The 13,530-nt window shown below is 66.4% G+C and carries 16 protein-coding genes; 5 read left to right on the plus strand and 11 right to left on the minus strand.

Annotation, left to right across the window (positions count from 1 at the left end):
• Positions 1-3 precede the first annotated feature (3 nt).
• From LRH25_RS06610 to LRH25_RS06655, 10 genes are all read right to left on the minus strand, one after another.
• Entirely contained in the window at positions 4-1,518 is a 1,515-nt protein-coding gene (locus LRH25_RS06610; protein WP_141285109.1) for a type II and III secretion system protein family protein, read from the minus strand.
• Positions 1,519-1,565: 47 nt separating this feature from the next.
• Positions 1,566-2,510, minus strand: a complete 945-nt coding sequence (gene cpaB / locus LRH25_RS06615) for a Flp pilus assembly protein CpaB (RefSeq protein ID WP_141285111.1) — start codon at positions 2,508-2,510, stop codon at positions 1,566-1,568.
• 17 nt (positions 2,511-2,527) lie between these two features.
• Positions 2,528-2,728 carry a hypothetical protein gene (locus LRH25_RS06620; protein WP_141285113.1) on the minus strand — a complete coding sequence of 67 codons (201 nt, stop codon included), beginning with the start codon at positions 2,726-2,728 and terminating at the stop codon, positions 2,528-2,530.
• Positions 2,725-3,444 carry a hypothetical protein gene (locus LRH25_RS06625; protein ID WP_141285115.1) on the minus strand — a complete coding sequence of 240 codons (720 nt, stop codon included), beginning with the start codon at positions 3,442-3,444 and terminating at the stop codon, positions 2,725-2,727. Before LRH25_RS06625 ends, LRH25_RS06620 begins: the two co-directional genes overlap by 4 nt.
• On the minus strand, positions 3,441-4,235 hold the full coding sequence (locus tag LRH25_RS06630; RefSeq protein ID WP_141285117.1) for a hypothetical protein: 795 nt from the start codon (positions 4,233-4,235) through the stop codon (positions 3,441-3,443). The genes LRH25_RS06625 and LRH25_RS06630 overlap by 4 nt, the downstream gene beginning before the upstream one ends.
• The gene (locus LRH25_RS06635) at positions 4,232-5,104 is read right to left on the minus strand and encodes a hypothetical protein (protein WP_141285119.1); all 873 of its coding nucleotides are present in this window, start codon (positions 5,102-5,104) and stop codon (positions 4,232-4,234) included. Before LRH25_RS06635 ends, LRH25_RS06630 begins: the two co-directional genes overlap by 4 nt.
• Before the next feature lie 41 nt (positions 5,105-5,145).
• On the minus strand, positions 5,146-6,615 hold the full coding sequence (locus tag LRH25_RS06640; protein WP_170200728.1) for a pilus assembly protein TadG-related protein: 1,470 nt from the start codon (positions 6,613-6,615) through the stop codon (positions 5,146-5,148).
• A gap of 89 nt (positions 6,616-6,704) precedes the next feature.
• Positions 6,705-7,454 (minus strand): OmpA family protein, encoded by a 750-nt coding sequence (locus LRH25_RS06645; RefSeq protein ID WP_231010526.1) that lies wholly within the window; start codon positions 7,452-7,454, stop codon positions 6,705-6,707.
• Between the two features lie 124 nt (positions 7,455-7,578).
• On the minus strand, positions 7,579-7,815 hold the full coding sequence (locus LRH25_RS06650) for a hypothetical protein (RefSeq protein WP_211361285.1): 237 nt from the start codon (positions 7,813-7,815) through the stop codon (positions 7,579-7,581).
• 134 nt (positions 7,816-7,949) lie between these two features.
• A complete protein-coding gene (locus LRH25_RS06655; protein ID WP_141285125.1) occupies positions 7,950-8,243 on the minus strand; it encodes a Flp family type IVb pilin in 294 nt (97 codons plus the stop codon).
• Between the two features lie 381 nt (positions 8,244-8,624).
• Here LRH25_RS06655 and lnt point away from each other — a divergent pair, with 381 nt between their 5' ends.
• From lnt to LRH25_RS06680, 5 genes are read left to right on the plus strand one after another with little or no spacing between them, the layout of a single operon-like run.
• A complete protein-coding gene (lnt, locus tag LRH25_RS06660) occupies positions 8,625-10,241 on the plus strand; it encodes an apolipoprotein N-acyltransferase (RefSeq protein WP_231010527.1) in 1,617 nt (538 codons plus the stop codon).
• Positions 10,238-10,999: a TadE family protein gene (locus tag LRH25_RS06665; RefSeq protein ID WP_170200835.1), complete on the plus strand. Its 762-nt coding sequence runs from the start codon at positions 10,238-10,240 to the stop codon at positions 10,997-10,999. The genes lnt and LRH25_RS06665 overlap by 4 nt, the downstream gene beginning before the upstream one ends.
• A 15-nt stretch (positions 11,000-11,014) precedes the next feature.
• The gene (locus LRH25_RS06670; protein ID WP_231010528.1) at positions 11,015-11,395 is read left to right on the plus strand and encodes a hypothetical protein; all 381 of its coding nucleotides are present in this window, start codon (positions 11,015-11,017) and stop codon (positions 11,393-11,395) included.
• A gap of 1 nt (position 11,396) precedes the next feature.
• On the plus strand, positions 11,397-11,804 hold the full coding sequence (locus tag LRH25_RS06675) for a hypothetical protein (protein ID WP_141287347.1): 408 nt from the start codon (positions 11,397-11,399) through the stop codon (positions 11,802-11,804).
• Positions 11,801-12,772, plus strand: a complete 972-nt coding sequence (locus LRH25_RS06680; RefSeq protein ID WP_141287346.1) for a hypothetical protein — start codon at positions 11,801-11,803, stop codon at positions 12,770-12,772. The genes LRH25_RS06675 and LRH25_RS06680 overlap by 4 nt, the downstream gene beginning before the upstream one ends.
• A gap of 9 nt (positions 12,773-12,781) precedes the next feature.
• On the opposite strand, the gene LRH25_RS06685 is transcribed toward LRH25_RS06680, so the two are convergent.
• Complete coding sequence (locus tag LRH25_RS06685; RefSeq protein WP_141287345.1) at positions 12,782-13,522, minus strand: substrate-binding periplasmic protein; 741 nt, start codon at positions 13,520-13,522, stop codon at positions 12,782-12,784.
• Positions 13,523-13,530: the final 8 nt, after the last annotated feature.

Raw genomic sequence — 13,530 nt, forward strand, 5'->3', positions numbered from 1 at the left:
GTTTCAGCGATTGCCACGCGAGCCACCGCCCATGGGCGTTGTGGTCGTCGAAGGTGCGGGTTCGTCGGGCGGCGGCTCCAGGCGGCCGCGGGTGTTCTGGTCCGCGTCCGTGGCAAGCGCGGCCGCGCGGTCGATAGCCGTCTTGTTCATGGCCGAATCGGGGGTGATGACACGCGGCGTGGCGATGACAAACAGCTCGGTCTGCTCGGTGCGCGCTTCCTTGGCGCCAAACAGCATGCTGATGAACGGCAACCGGCCCAAGCCTGGCAGCGCGTCGGACGACTTGTCGCTGCTCTGCCGCAACAGGCCCGAGATCACCAGCGGCTCACCGGTCTTCAGGGCCACCTGGGTCTCGGTGCGGTTGGTCGTGAAGGCCACGAAGCCGCCGTTGGAGTTGCGGGTGTCGGGCTGGCTGACCTCGATCAGCAGGTGCGAGTCGATGTTGCCGCTGCCATCGGCCACAGGCTTGAATTCGATCGACACGCCGTACTTCTTGTACTCCACCGAAACCACGCCGAAGCCCTGACCCACGGGGATGGGAATCTCGCCGCCAGCGAGGAATTCCGACGAACCGCCGCTGCGACAGGACAGGCGCGGCTCGGCAAGCGTCCAGGCGTCGCCGTTCTGCTCCAGGAAGTTCAGCGCCGAAGTGATCGTTGTCGCCAGACCCAGGTAGGTCGCGATCGGGTGCCCGGTGGTCACCGGCGCAAAGCCCGCCTCGGGCCGGAAAGGCGTGTTGCTGTAGCCCAGCACGTTGGTCGCCAGGGTCGGCCCGTTGGCGCTGGTGGCCCACTTGATGCCGAGTTGGTCCAGCGCGCGCTTCTTGACTTCCACCACCCGCAGGTCGATCTGCACCATGCGCTCCAGCTGCAGCGGGTCGGCATCCGCCGGCGCGTTGGGCACCAGGTTCAGCACTTGCGGGAAATGGGTTCCAAGCAGCTTGATGCGCGCCGCGGCCTCGGCATTGGGATAGCGGCCCTCGATGACGATGCGCTCGCCGACCGCACGCACGTTGATGCCCGGCGTCTCTTTCAGCATCGCCTGCAGGTCGTCCAGCACACGGCTGGTGCGCGACACCATCACCTGCAGCTCATAGCTGAGCTGCCGACCGTTGCGCAGCCAGACGTGCATGACCGTCTCGCCGGCGCCTTCGGCCAGCAGCACGATCTCGCGGTCATCGACCACCGTGGCCTTGACCAGCGCGCCATTGCCGATGGCGATGCGTGCGACGCCACGCAGGCCGATGGTCTGCACCTCGCCCACGGCCATCACCCGCTTGAGGCCGGTTTCGACCACCGCCGGCGCGACAGGGCGGGCCGGCAGGCGCGCGCCGGTGGCCGGTGGCGGCTGGGTTTCGATCAGGGTGCCGGGAGCGGTGGTGACCGCAGGTGGGGTGGGGCGCGGCACCACGGCCGCAGCGGGGCTGCCACTCTGGGCCCAAGCGGCAGCCATGGGCAGGACAAGCAAACCCAGGGGCAGCACGCCGCGGGCAAAAAATGACAGGACGGGCGACAACAAGACAACTCCCAGGAGGTTGAGGGCTGGAGGAGAAATGGGGGGCGCGCTCAATGCACGCCCTGGGCGGCAGCCCCGGCAGGGTCCCCTCCCGCCGCACGCGCCGCACCGCCTCTGCCGGCCTGGAAAGGCATGGCCGCCGCAAATCGCTCCAGCTGGAATTGCGGTTGCGCCACGCCCCCGCCGCCACCGCCCACGATGTATTCAATGGAAGGCCCGACGCTGGTCTTGCCGTCGCCGTGGCTGCCGATGTTGGAGGCGGTCAGCGCGCGCGTACCGTTCGGCACCTCGTCTTCGGGGTGGCGCAGCACGGCGGTCAGGCGGCCAGAGCTCTTGGCCACGATGATGCGGTCCGCGTCGAACGGCGAGACCTCCAGCGTGATGGTGGAGAACGAGCGATCCTTGCCGCTCTCGTCATCGCGCTTGGAGAGGTGCTGGTCGGTGGCCAGCACGGCCACGTTGGACAGCAGCGGCGCGGTCACGTCCTCCTTCGCGCCAGCCGAAGAGTCGACGGGCTTGGCCGAATAGATCAGGTCGATGCGATCACCGGGGCGCAGCATGCCAGAAATGGAGTTCACCGCATCGACCTCGAAGGTCAGCGCCCGCATGCCCTTCTTCAGGGTGGCGGAAAACACCTGGCCGCCATTGCCTTCGGAGTGCACCGGCAGCAGCACGTCGCCACGCTTCATCGGCACTGCCAGGCGTTGCCGTTCGAGCGCACCGAACTGGTTGGGCCGGATGGCGTCGGCGTGCAGGAATTCCACCGGCACCTCGCGCACCGCCATCGCGTCGGCCGTGATGGACTCGCCACGCGCCATGTCGCGCTTGGCCACCACCACGCTCTCCGTCTTTCGCCCGTTGTGCGCCTCTTCTTCCAGCTGCGCCATGCGCCGCTTGATCAGGTGGTTGCTCACCACCACGGCGCCGATGCCCAGCGCGATGGCAATGCCCAGCAAAAGCCAGTTGGTGTTGATCTTGGGTTTCTGAAAAGCCATGGCGAAGCCCGTCTAGGTCAGGGAAGCGAGATGAAGTAGGTGAGGTTGCGGAAGAAGGCCCGGATCATGTCCGTCAGGTACTGGGCTCCGGTCTTGCCGCCGCCGAAATCGAGGTAGAACAGCGCTGCTGCCAACGCGGCCGCCACCATGGCGTATTCCACGAGGGCCTGGCCACGCTGGGTGCGGATCCCTTTGACGAGTTTCAGCATGCGGTTCACGGCTGCAAATCTCCGGTCGAGGACAGCAGGTTCACGGTGAGGTAGCTGCGGCGGTCGCTGGGCCGCCAACTCAGCGCCACATCCACCGACTGCGAGCCCTTGTTGAAGCTGGCCAGCCAGGTCCTCACGCCGTCGCGCTCGACGGGGGCCTGCTTGTCGAAGGCCGCTTGCCAGCCGCGGCGCTGCCACTCCCCGCGCCAGCGGTTCATGTTCACTTCGAAACTCTCGTTGCTGACCATCGTCACGAGCTGGCTGCGCGTCGGCCCATCGACCGACTCGGTGACCTGCGCGATGCGGGTGTCGTAGAAGCGCGGCAGCTGCGAGGGAATCGGCTCGCGCCGCACATCGCCGAAATGCGCGGTACTGATGAGCCCCTCACTGCCGGAGGGCTGACGCGGCTTGACCTGAACAGCGACCTGGAAGTCCCCTGTCAAGGTGGACAGGCCTTGCCAACCGCCCGCAGCCGTCTCGCGCGGCGCACCAGCCCTGGCACTCTTCCATCGCTCACGATAGAAGCTCAGCACCTCGCCGGGACTCAAGTCGGTTTCGAAGCGTTCGATGCGGCTGGGCAGGCCGTTGATGACCGAATCCTGCGCCACCCATTCGACCTTTGCACGCGGCGGCGCAGGCACCTCGGGCCAGTCGGTGGCGGCCATGGCCGGCCCTGCCAGCATCGCCAGCGCCACGCAGCCGCCGCGGAGCTGCGGTGGCGTCATTTGCACTGGCCGTCGCTGTTGTCGGCACCACCGTCCAGGCGATGGTCCGGCACCACGTCGGGCTTGATGCAGCCAATGATCGGGCCATCCGGCTCGAACAGGGCCAGCGCCACCTCCAGCAGCTTGGTCAGCGCACTCGGTACCTTGGAGGTGGGCACGATGGTGGAGGCGGCGTCGCGCGTGGACGAGCTGCCGCCGCTGTTCAGCGGATTGCCGGCGGCGGCGGTCGTCGCAGCCAGCACCAGCGGCTTCGGGCTGTCTTCCGACAGGTTGAACTTGTTGACCAGTTTCACCTCGAGGCTGGCCTTGCGGCCCGGCGGATAGTCCTTGCCAGCCGACTTCGTCATCACGCCCATGGTCTTGGTCACGGCGCCGGTGCCCACCGGGGCATCGTCCCATTGGAAAGTGACGTCGGTTTCGGCATTGGCCAGCAGGCTGGTGCCACCCAGGTCGCGCCACAGCGCGGGCTGGCCTTTGTCCTTGCTGAGCATCGCGATGGTGTCGTCGGACTGGATGCGCCCCTTGTTCAGGTAGTCGCCCTCGGCGAAGAACCGCGTGCGCGTCTGGTCTTCGAGCTTGCTGGTCGACAGGCGCGCCTCGCTGGGCTCGCGCGCGCGTTGGAAGGCGGCATAGCGGCTGGCCTGCGTGGTCGTCATCGCCAGGTCGCCATAACGGCCGGCGTAGCTCACCGCGATGAACAGCGGCGTCAACACCGCCAGGGCGACCAGGAACTCGGCAATCGACTGGCCGCGTTGGGCCTGGCGGCTGCGCATTTGGTTTGACTGAGTCATCGACGGTCCCCCAGTGAGGTCTTCGCGGGCTGTGACACGAAGCTGCGCACCGCTGCAGCACTGAAACGTTCGGCGGGAATCGGTGTGCCATCCGTCATGGACAGCAGCCGATCGTTGAGGAAGGCCGTGGTCTCGCCCAGCAGGCCGTCCAGCACATCGCCCTGGGTCGAACCCGAGCCCTTCAGCACGACCAGCTCGTGGTGGCCGTTGTAAACGTAGATGGGCTGGCGCTCGTAGAGGCAATAGTCGGCAGCGGGGCTGTCCTTCTTGTGGCCCTCGGCGGTCAGGCCGGCCTCGCGCATGGACTTGGCCACCACGTCGCTGTCCCACACGCAGCGCGCGCCCCCGGCGTCCTCGGCGGGCAGGCCGGTGAGGTCGTAGGCCTTGGCCTTCTTGCCGCAGCCTGCGCGCGATGCGGCCACCGTGTTCAGCTCGACCTTGGGCACGACCGGATTCTCATAATCCAGCAGTTCCTTCATCGAGGCCGAACCACCGTTCGTGGCTTGCCCGCATTCCTGGCCAGCCCAGGCGTGGCGCTCGGTGAACAGCGCCAGTTCGCAGGACCCGCTGGCCGGGTCCGCCGCAACCTTGCGATAGGTGTTGTAGCCGGCGTGGCTGGCCTTGTCGAAATACTCCTCGCTTTCGACGACCTGCAGCTTGCGCAGGTACTCGTCGGAGGGCAGCTTGACCGGCCCGCCCGGCGGCAGATTCTTCGCCGCGCGACAGGCTTCCACGGTCAGGCCGATGCCGTTCTTCAGGCCTTCGAGGTTGCCGGTGGCCGCGCGATGGATGTAGATCGGCGTGCGGCTGTCTTCGGCAGCCGCGGCGGCCGAAGCCAACGGTGCCGCCAGGCACAGCAGAAACGCCACGCCAGCCCGGTATCCGCATCGGAAAAGGGTGCGGATACCGCTCAATTCTGGCCTCCCGGCGTGTACAGGACCTTGTCGGGCAGCATGCCCATGGCGATCATCAGCTTGGCCTTCTCGGCCTGGGTCAGGTCCACCAGGCGCGCCTGCCAGTAAGGGCTGAACAGCGAGCCATATTCCTTCGCGCTGTCGGAGCGCCACAGGACGTTGGCGGTCTTGTCGTTCGCCAGGTTGCGTTGCGGCCGCTCGAAGAACACGCGCGCCTTGGCCAGCGCGGTGTACTGGTCGGCCTCGTTGCGCTCCAGCATGTCGCCGGAGCCGGTCACCGCAGTGCTGTCCAGGCCCACGCCCATCTGGTGGGTGGTCAACACGGCGGCGCGTGACTTGCGCGTGGCGACCAGGAAGTCCACGCCCAGCGTGGCCCTGGCATTGGTCGACTTGTCCTTGATGTCGTAGACATCGGGCACGCCGCTCCAGTTCATCAACTTCGTCGCGTTGCCGCCATGGTTGGTGGCGTCGCCATGCGCCAGCTCCTGGGCCCAGCGGTGGGGGTCCCATTCATTGCCCGATGAACCGTTCTTGTCGGCGTTGGACCGGCCCCAGCCGATGGGCTGGTATTCCTTGCACATGCCGGACTTGCAAGGCACCTTCTCCCAGACCTCCAGCGTGTCTTCGGTCTCCCAGCGGTTGAAGTCGCTGGACAGCTTGGAGCCGCCCTTCTTCTCGGTCCCCATCAGGCCAAGGTCCAGATTGAGGTACCACAATCCAGGGCGATCCGTCGAGAATCGGTCACGCGAGGCCAGCAGCACATCGGCCGCGTCCTTGCGCTTGCTGTCGGTGTACTGGGTCGTGAAGTTCTTCCAGTCCTTGAGATTCTGGGAGATGGTGACCGCGAGCACCCCCGGCCGCTTGTCAAGCTCGACGCCCACATCGGTGTGGGTGCCGAAGTTGGTCTTGTTGGCATCGATGATCTTGGTGGCCGCGTCTTCGGCCAGCGCACCGCCGGCGAGGATGACCGCCTTGTGCGCGCCTTCGATGGCGAGCTTGGAGCCTTCGATCAACGGGATGATGGCCTTGTCGTCGGCCTTGACCAGCAGGTCATGCACCTCTTCGGTCGCGTCTGCCAGCTTGTCGAGGATCTTGCCGATGGCCTCGATGGGCGGAATGAAGATGCCGATGATGTCGGCCAGCGTGCCGAAGTTGTTCGCGGTGGTGCCGAAGTACTGCAGCCAACTCTCGATGCTGAGCATCTGGATCAGGAAGGCCTCGTTCGCGATCATCGCGCGATTGTTGTAGGCCGCGAGGTTCAGAATGCGCGCCTGCACAGTAGCGCCGGCCAGCGCGCCCGCGTCGGCCGCATTGACCGTGCGTTGCTTGGCCACGGTGATCTGGGCCACATTGAACACGCCATACAGGATGGCGGCACTGGCCACCATGGTGCCCAACAGCCAGATCAGGGCCTGGCCACGCGCACTGCGCCGAACCGGAGAGATGCCAAGACGCCTGTTGAACATGTTTGTCCTTCCCGTCGCCTGGCGCGCAGGCCAGACCTTGTTGCACTTGCCGCTGGCGGCCGCGCAAGAGGTCTCCCGCTTGCGCTGCATCAGCTCTTCACCAACTCCACGCGCCGGTTCTTGGCGCGACCCGCCTCGTTGCGGTTGTCCGCCACCGGGACCTCCTGCCCCCGGCCGACTGCGGCCAGGCGCTTGCCGTCAATGCCCTGCGCGACCACCGCCTTGAGCACTGCCTCAGCCCGCGCCTGGGACAGCTTCTTGTTGTCAGCCGCCTGCCCCACGTTGTCGGTGTGGCCCTCAATCGACAGCTTCAGCTGCGGCTGCTGCTTCAGCAACACGGCAATCTCCTTGACTGCCGCCTGCCCGTCTTCCTTCAGCACCGCCTGGTTGGTGTCGAAGTTGATGTACAGCGTGGCAAAGCCGCTGTCGGCAATTTCCTTGGCCAATTGGCCGGCCTGCACCGACTGCACCATGGCCTTCGGCTCAATGATGGTCAGCTCGTAACGCGTCTCATAGGGAATCCTGAGCAGGACGGCAATAGGCGCCTGATTCGGTTGCTCGATTCGGAAAACATGCCAACCGTAGCTCCCGTCAACGTACGGAGAACTCAGCAACTTACCGCCCAGCTTCTGGATGGCAGCCTCGTAGTTCCGATAGATCTCGACCTGGCTGCGCTTCTCCGACTTTGACGAGAAGGCATACACCAGCGCCGTGACCTTGCCTTCAAAAGCCAAAGGACCTTCGTACTTCGCACCTTTGGCGATCACGATGTCGGAAGGCTTCAACGTCACGGCGTCGAACGATTTGACGTCCTTGCTGCGCACGCTGTAGCCGGGCATGCCGCTCAGCAGCGGATGATCCGTGTAGTCCCGCTCGGCCCAGGCCGGAGGTGCCGAGATGGCACTGGCCAGCGATGCTGCCAACAGCCGCCGGCGCGAACAAAACGCCATCTGACAGTTCCTGTTACTTCGTGGTCGCGGGGTCGGTGAAATTCTCAAGCCCGATCTTCGCCTTGGCTTCGGTGGTGACCATCTTGCCCGTGCTCACCGCCGACTTGTTGGCGTCGACAGCGTCGGTCGCGTCGCCGCCTACCGCAGCAGCAATGCCGGCGGTCTGATCGCGCAAGGTTCGCCCGTACAGGTTGTAGACGCCGATCGCCGCGATGGCGATCAGTGCGACGATGATGATGTATTCCGTCATGCCTTGGCCGCGTTCACGCGCGGCCACGGAGCGTATCGGTGTCATAACACCCTCACATGTGTTCGGCTGCAACAGCCCGGATGACAGAGGCTGGTGCGGGCGTCTTGCAACGCCCGCACACCAGCAGACCCAAATCAGGTCTTCGGCTTGACGGTGGCGCCGTCGGTGAAGTTTTCCAGGCCCTTGGTCTTCTTGGCTTCGTTGGTCGACTCTTGGCCGTTAGACACACCGAGCTTGTTGGCATCCTGGGACTCGGTGCCGGCGCCGCCCAGGGCGGCGGCCATGCCGGCGGTCTGGTTCCGCACCGTGGCGCCAAACAGGTTGTACACACCGATGGCGGCCACTGCGATCAGCGCCACGATGATGATGTACTCGGTCATGCCCTGGCCGCGCGAACGGCGCAGCGAGTTGTTGGCAAACAGCTTCATAAAAGGTTCCTCTTTCACGTGGTGGATGGAGGCATCTGCCCGTCGCTAATACCGCATGCGACCTGAAACAGGCCCTGAGATCGCGGACCCATGAAGGCTCGCTGGGCCGAACAATATTCGGGACATACGGGGGTCGGCATCCCCCTAACCCGTGCATTTGTGCAACGCGGCGTAAGAGATTTGAAACAGTGCTTCACAAGTCGTCACGCGCTTGCTTTGTCATCTCGACCCATCGAGACTCGCGCGCCATGCGTGTCGACATCGTGTCGGCGAACAGGGAGGAATGTGCGGGCAAGCCAGGCAGCCATCGCGCGGGGACCCAGGATCAAGCGACCTTTTCCGGCAGCGTCACGCTGGCTGGCGGCGGGTCGTGCGCGGCCCGTGCAGGTCAAGGTCGATGGCGTTTCGCTGATGCTGTGGATCGGCTGCGCCGGCTGCGGGACGATGCTCGGCCTTTGCGCGGCCTGGCCCTGGGCCTGGGCGCTTGGATTTGTCGGCTTGACGACACTTGGCCTGCTGGTGATCGGGGCCTCGCGGCGCTCCGCCAAGCAGGGCTTGGCGGCTGTCACGATCGCCTGGTCCGCGTGGCAGCTGGCCGGCACAGGCTGGGTCGCGCTGGCCGTGAGAGACGGCGCGCACACCACGCTGTGGCAACTGGTGGTGCTCGCGGTGCTGCTGGTGTTGCAGACCGCGCCGGCCGTCGGCAGCTGGTGGCTGCTGGACCTCGCCACCCGCCGCCGTCACCCAGCCCATGATCGCGACGCGCTGCACCTGACGCTGCGCCTGGGCCTCACGCTGGCCTGCGCAGAGAGCCTGCGCCAATGGGGCTGGTGGGGCAGCGGCTATGCCGGCCTGGGCACGGCATTTGTCGAGCTGCCTGGCGCCCGCCTTGTCGTGCCCGCACTCGGGGGCGCGGGGCTGGGCTGGCTGGTGTGGGCGACGAGTGCCACCTGGGCGTGTGCCGCCTGGTATCGCATGGCCGGGGCAAGGCGGGCTGGCCGGTGGGCAGTCGGGGGCGTGCTGCTGAGCAGTCTGGCCTGGTGCGCGCTCTGGGGCTTGTCGAGACAGCCGACACCGGGCTGGTTGCAGACGCGACCCGGCAGTGATTTGAGCGTGATCGCGGTGCAGCCACCGGCCGAGCGTGGCCGCCACTGGACGCCGCAGGAGCGCGACGATGCACTCGCGCAGCTGAGCCAGGCCATCCGCGGGGCGGCACCGGGCACGGTGCTGGTGACGGCTGAAACCTTCTTCCCGGAACCTCCACCGCGTGTCGCATGGGGCGCCTGGCTCGACCTCGTAAAGCTGATCCGCGCGCGCGGCGTGCACGTGTTGGTCGGCATGCCGCACATGCTGCGCGACGAGACCGGGCTGCACATGATCAATGCCGTGGTGCAGCTCTCGCCCGAGCGGCAGTCGTTGTATGCCAAGGAACGGCTGGTGCCGGGCGGCGAATACCTGCCCTGGCCGGAGACCCTGGGCCCCGTCTATGCGCAGGTCTTCGAGAAGGCCCGCACGGGTCAGCAAGCGGGGCCACCGGAACTGACCGGGCCGCTGTTCGCCAGCGGCCAGCCGGTTGGTGCGTCGATCTGCCACGAGCTGTCGTTTGCGCTGACGATGAGCGAGCGGGCCCGCGAGGCGACCTGGCTGGTCAACCTGGCCGACGACATGTGGATCGACAACGCGCTGTACCGCCAGCAGATGGTGTCGGTGGCCCGGCTGCGCGCGATGGAGGCCGGCAAGACGCTGCTGCGGGTGAGCCAGGGCGCCACGTCGATGCTGGTCTCGCCGGAGGGTGAGGTGCTGGCCAGTGCGCCAGACGCCAACGCCCGCCTGATGCCTTTGCAGGTTCAGACCCGAGAGGGCCGCACGCCTTACCAGCGCGCGGCCGAATGGCTGGTGCTGCTGCCGCTGACCCTTGCGGTCGCCTGGTGCCTGGTGGCACTCGGCCGCCGCGTCCTCTTCCCCCGCCCGATGTCCAACCCGACGACGACGCCATGAAGCCCATTTTTTCGCACCGCCGCCGTGCCGGTCCGCCGCGCGCCCGTGGCATCACGCTGGTCGAGTTCGCCATCGTGTTTCCGCTGGCCACGCTGTTCGTGCTGAGCCTGATCCAGGTCGGCATGGTCTACATGGCCAAGCTCACGCTGAACCACGCCACGTTCATGGCGGCCCGGGAAGGCTCGCTGCACAACGCCAACGAGAGCTACATCCGCGAGGCCTTGATCCGTGGCCTCAGCCCGTTCTACCAGAACAGCACAAAGACCAGCGACAGCGACCGCCTGTTCGCGGCCTACTTGGATGCACAAAAAGCCAACAAATCATTCAATCCCTACAAGGCCGAGATCGAGATCCTGAGCCCGTCGCCGGACACCTTCACCGACTTCGGTGTCAAGGATCCCAAGACCAAGGTCACCTACATCCCAAACGACAACCTGGAGTACCGGGACGTGGGCGTGACTGGCGGCAAGTCCAAGCAGAACATCCGCGACGCCAATCTGTTGAAGATCCGCGTGCGCTATGGCTACGAACTGAAGGTGCCGCTGATCGGGGGCATGCTGTCTCGCATGATGTGCGGCGGCAAGATTGGCGTGCAGGCCTACGGCAATGTGCAACCGTGGAACGCCCTGATCCTGACCTCGCAGCCCACGGACTGCCTGAAGTACTACCAGCGCCCGCTCAGCGACGACAAGGTCTACATGCCAATCGAGAGTTACGCGATCGTCGAAATGCAGTCGCGTGCAGAACAAGCCAAGTGAAGAAGGAGTAGTGAGTTGAACAACATTCGATGGGCCGCAACGGCCATGGTCATGGTTTCCCTGGCGCTGAGCGCCTGCGGCGGCGGCGGCAACGAATCCGGCCCGCCGGATGCCATCCAGGCGTCGCCCGCGGCGGTGGCCGTTACCGGTCCCGCCGGTGCTTGCGCCACCGGGCTCGGCCCAACCGTTTACCTGTATGGCGGCACCCCACCTTACAAGCTGAAGAATTCGGTCCCGATGGCGCTCGCGCTGGACAAGAGCACGGTCGGATTGAGTGGCCAGGGCTTCACGGTGACCTTCACCAATGGCGTCTGCCTGGATGGCATGCCGGTGTCCGTCGAAGACGACATGGGCCGCATCATCGAGGTGATGTTCACCAACCAGATGGGGAGCTGAAATGCGCTTGGCCAGGCGGATCGCGGCCCTGGCGCTGTTGGCGGGCTTGGTTCCCGGCGCGTCCGCATGGGCAGGCGGTGAGCCCGGGCGCGTTCAGGTGTGCCGGGTCGGCGCAGTCGAGCTGATCGTGGGCGGCCAGGCGGCTGGGCAGGACTGCCAGCCAGGCGATCAGCGCCGCAAGCTCCAGGCCAGCCCGGCCACCACGGGCGAAACCGGAATTCCGACCGGCGTGCAGAAGGTGCGGGACCAGGAGCGCCGGCGCATCCTCGAAGAAGAGCTGGCGCGCGAGCAGGCCGCGATGAGCGACCTGCAAAAGCAGGGTGCGACAGCCGACCCGGGCAGCCTCGCCCGCACCCAGTCGAATCTCGTGGCGCTGCGGCAGGAATTGGCGCGCAGCAGCACGCCATGAGCCTCGCCCAACCGGGCGCGACTGGCCTGTCGCGCGAGCAGATGCTGGCGGTGTATGGCTTGACGCCCTTGCTGATGGCCGTGGTGGTGCTGGACCTGGTCGCCTTCCAGGGCCATGGCCGGCAACTGTTGCCGCACAGCCCGGCCTCGCTGCCCGTCTACAGCCTGGTGTTCGGGTTCCCGCACGTGCTGGCGAGCTTTTTCCTGCTGGGCGACCGCGAGTTGGCGCGTGGCGCGATGCCGGTGCTCTGGCCCTCCGCCCTGATCGCGTCGGTCAGCGCGGTGCTGGCGCTGTCCGTGCTGAACTCGCGTCAGATCGGCCTGGCGCTGATCCTGACGACCATGGTGCACGTGGTCGGCCAGCAGGCCGGCTTGGCCGCAGGCCAGGCCGGCCTGCGGCGTTGGCCATGGGCCACGCGGATCTGGCGCCTCCTGATGGCAGGCGTGGGCTGTGCGGCCGGCGCGGCAATTGGCGGCGAGGCCATGATCGCCGTGGTCGAGGCGCCCGAACCGTGGTTGCTGATGGCCGGCGTCTGCCTGCTGCTGGCGACACCGCTGGGCGTCTGGCTGGCCTGGCAGGCACGCCGGGCCGGTGGTGACATCCGCGCATTGTTCGCCATCCAGGCCACGGCGATGGCCGGCTACGCGCTGGTGCTTTTGGGTTACCCGCTGCTGAGCATCTGGCTGTTCCGCTGCGTTCATGACGTGACGGCCTTCATGGTCTACGGCACGGTGGCGAACGCCCGCATGCGCGCAGCACCCGGCGCCAACCGGCTGTACGCCTGGCTGGGCCTGCGAGGGGCGATCACCGGCTGGGTGCTGTGGCCGCTGTCCATCGTGCTGACCGCTGTGGCAGCACTGGCGCTGCCCGGCGTGGTGCTGGTCGCCCTGTCCTGGACCCACTACCTGGCCGAACACCGGATCTGGCGCGTTGGCTCGCCGCTGCGGCGCTGGCTGGCGCTGCGCTGAGCCAGCTTTTCAGCGGTGCGCACCCATCAAGCGCCCCACCGTCCCATCCGCCTTCAGCTTGTCGAACGCCGCCTTGGTGCGCGCCACGGTCTCGTCCGGCGTGGCCTTGCTATAGGCCATGTAGATGCCGGTCGTCAGCGCGTCCAGCGTCAGCACTTTTTCGAGTTTTGCAAAGGGAATGCCGGCCTCGGTGCAGAAAGCCTGTGCGTCGCTTTCGGGCAGGGGGACGAGTTCGACCTGGCCGCTGAGCAGCTTGCGGAAGTTGTCGACGTTCTGGGACGAGGTGATCAGGCGCTCGAAGCCCTGGTCCTTCAGGTACTGCTGGCGCAGGTCGTCGCGCATCACACCGATGCTGTAGCGCCTGGCGTCTTCGAGCTTGCGCACGGCAATGTCCTGGCGCTCACGCAGCTTGTAGAGGTGGTACTCGAGGCGCATGAATTCGCCGGCCCACTTGAACTGGGTTTCCCGTGCGGGCGTTCGCGCGATCAGGTAGATCAGCACGTTGGGCTCCTGCAGCGCCATGTCGTAGGCGCGGGCCCAGGGGTAGATGCCGATGCGGTGGTCGGTGAGGCCGGCGTTCTGCAGGCTGGCTTCGACGATCTCGCTGGCCGGGCCGGCGACCTTGCCGTCCTTCAGCACCACGTAGGACGAGGCTTCGGCAACAACCTTCAAGGTCTGGGCATGCAGGCTCGTGACGAGCAGCGAAGCGGCCAGCGCCAGCAGGCGAAACAGCGGGATGGAATGCTTCATCGAAAGCT

This window comes from Ideonella azotifigens (genome assembly GCF_021043325.1).
Lineage (GTDB): Bacteria > Pseudomonadota > Gammaproteobacteria > Burkholderiales > Burkholderiaceae_C > Ideonella > Ideonella azotifigens.

Bases quoted from the DNA above. Each gene is read 5' to 3' on its own strand.
- cpaB (WP_141285111.1), bottom strand. From the start codon at position 2,510: ATGGCTTTTCAGAAACCCAAGATCAACACCAACTGGCTTTTGCTGGGC.
- LRH25_RS06625 (WP_141285115.1), bottom strand. From the start codon at position 3,444: ATGACGCCACCGCAGCTCCGCGGCGGCTGCGTGGCGCTGGCGATGCTG.
- LRH25_RS06630 (WP_141285117.1), bottom strand. From the start codon at position 4,235: ATGACTCAGTCAAACCAAATGCGCAGCCGCCAGGCCCAACGCGGCCAG.
- LRH25_RS06640 (WP_170200728.1), bottom strand. From the start codon at position 6,615: ATGTTCAACAGGCGTCTTGGCATCTCTCCGGTTCGGCGCAGTGCGCGT.
- LRH25_RS06645 (WP_231010526.1), bottom strand. From the start codon at position 7,454: ATGCCCGGCTACAGCGTGCGCAGCAAGGACGTCAAATCGTTCGACGCC.
- LRH25_RS06650 (WP_211361285.1), bottom strand. From the start codon at position 7,815: ATGACGGAATACATCATCATCGTCGCACTGATCGCCATCGCGGCGATC.
- LRH25_RS06655 (WP_141285125.1), bottom strand. From the start codon at position 8,243: ATGAAGCTGTTTGCCAACAACTCGCTGCGCCGTTCGCGCGGCCAGGGC.
- LRH25_RS06665 (WP_170200835.1), top strand. From the start codon at position 10,238: ATGAAGCCCATTTTTTCGCACCGCCGCCGTGCCGGTCCGCCGCGCGCC.
- LRH25_RS06675 (WP_141287347.1), top strand. From the start codon at position 11,397: ATGCGCTTGGCCAGGCGGATCGCGGCCCTGGCGCTGTTGGCGGGCTTG.
- LRH25_RS06680 (WP_141287346.1), top strand. From the start codon at position 11,801: ATGAGCCTCGCCCAACCGGGCGCGACTGGCCTGTCGCGCGAGCAGATG.
- LRH25_RS06685 (WP_141287345.1), bottom strand. From the start codon at position 13,522: ATGAAGCATTCCATCCCGCTGTTTCGCCTGCTGGCGCTGGCCGCTTCG.